Annotated in this window: 1 pseudogene; it reads left to right on the top strand. The window is 61.7% G+C overall.

The features are described 5' to 3' along the window. Window positions 1-84: 84 nt before the first annotated feature. Window positions 85-1,403 (top strand): annotated as a pseudogene (locus I8N66_RS37365) (IS66 family transposase); the annotation flags it as partial.

Raw genomic sequence — 1,403 nt, 5'->3', positions numbered from 1 at the left:
CGAAACGCGGTGAGGAGGCCCTCAAAAGCGGGCTGATCCTATTGGATTTGTTTGCAGATTCAGGCTCATGTGGTAAGGTCTGTCATGCCGCTTCGACCCCCCCTTGCCTCAGGATGCTGCGCAATTGACCCGGATCATTCTCTCGCTCGACGAAGAGAATGCCGATCTCAAAGCGCGCGTTGCCTTCCTGGAGCAACAGCTCTTTGGGGTGAAGTCGGTGAAGATGACGATGATCGACCCGACGCAGGCGACGCTCGATCTTGGCGATCTCAGCGACATTCCCGAAGCTGCCAATGACGATGTTGCGCCCGTCACCGAGGGGACAACGCAGGCACGGCGATCGCCGTCCCGCAATATCGGCCGTTTACCCAAGCACCTTCCCCGGTATGACGAGGTCATCGAGCCGGAGAGCAAGGTTTGCCCGTGCTGCTCGTTCGAGCTTCATTGCATCGGCAAGGATGTCAGCGAAGCGCTCGACATCGTGCCGGCGGTCGTCCGGGTTAAACGGACGATCCGGCCGCGCTACGCATGCCGAGCCTGCGAAAGCGTCATTGTGCAGGCGCCCGCGCCGCCGCGCGTAATGGATGGCGGCATGGTGACTACGGCCTTTGCCGCCCATGTCGCCGTCTCAAAGTTTGCCTGGCACCTGCCGCTGCATCGCCAGGCGCAGATGCTTGCCTCCTGCGGCGTGATCATCGATCGCGGCACGCTCGGCGCCTGGGTGACGCGGGTCGCCTGGTGGCTTGAACTTCTCTATGATGCGCTGCGTGCCTTCATCCGCTCGCAGCCGAGGGTATTTTGTGATGAGACGCCGCTGCCGCGGCTTGATCCGGGGCGGAAACGAACCAAGGTCTGCCAGTTATGGGCGCAAGCGATCGACGATCGCCCATGGAATGGTCCGGCGCCGCCGGCGGTTGCCTATATCTTTGCCGAAAGCCGCGGCGCTCGCGAAGTCGAGGGGCAATTGTCGTCGTTTACCGGCGTGCTTCAAGTTGATGGGTACCAAGCCTATAAAACCATGGCCAAGCGCCGGGGGAAGAGTAATGTCGCGCCCATGCGGCTGGCCTTCTGCCTTGCCCATGCCCGGCGCAAGTTCGTCGATGTCGTCAAGCTCACCGGCTCCTCGGAGGCGCTGTCGATCCTTGCCAGGATGGCCAAGATCTATCGCATCGAAGCGAAACTGCGCGGCGAAAATGCCGATACCCGGCTCGTAGTACGGCGTCGCGAGACAACTCCAGTCATGAGAGAACTGAACGTCCATCTCACCGAGCTGCGCGACGAGGTGTCGGCGAAATCGGCGCTTGGCAAGGCCGTCACCTACACGCTCAACCACTGGAGCGGACTGGCGGCCTTCCTGGAGGATGGCCGGATCGAAGTGGACTCCAATGTGGTCGAGCGTTCGA

Source organism: Ensifer sp. SSB1 (assembly GCF_016652895.1).
Classification (GTDB): Bacteria; Pseudomonadota; Alphaproteobacteria; order Rhizobiales; family Rhizobiaceae; genus Ensifer.
This window is presented reverse-complemented; position numbering and strand designations above follow the sequence as displayed.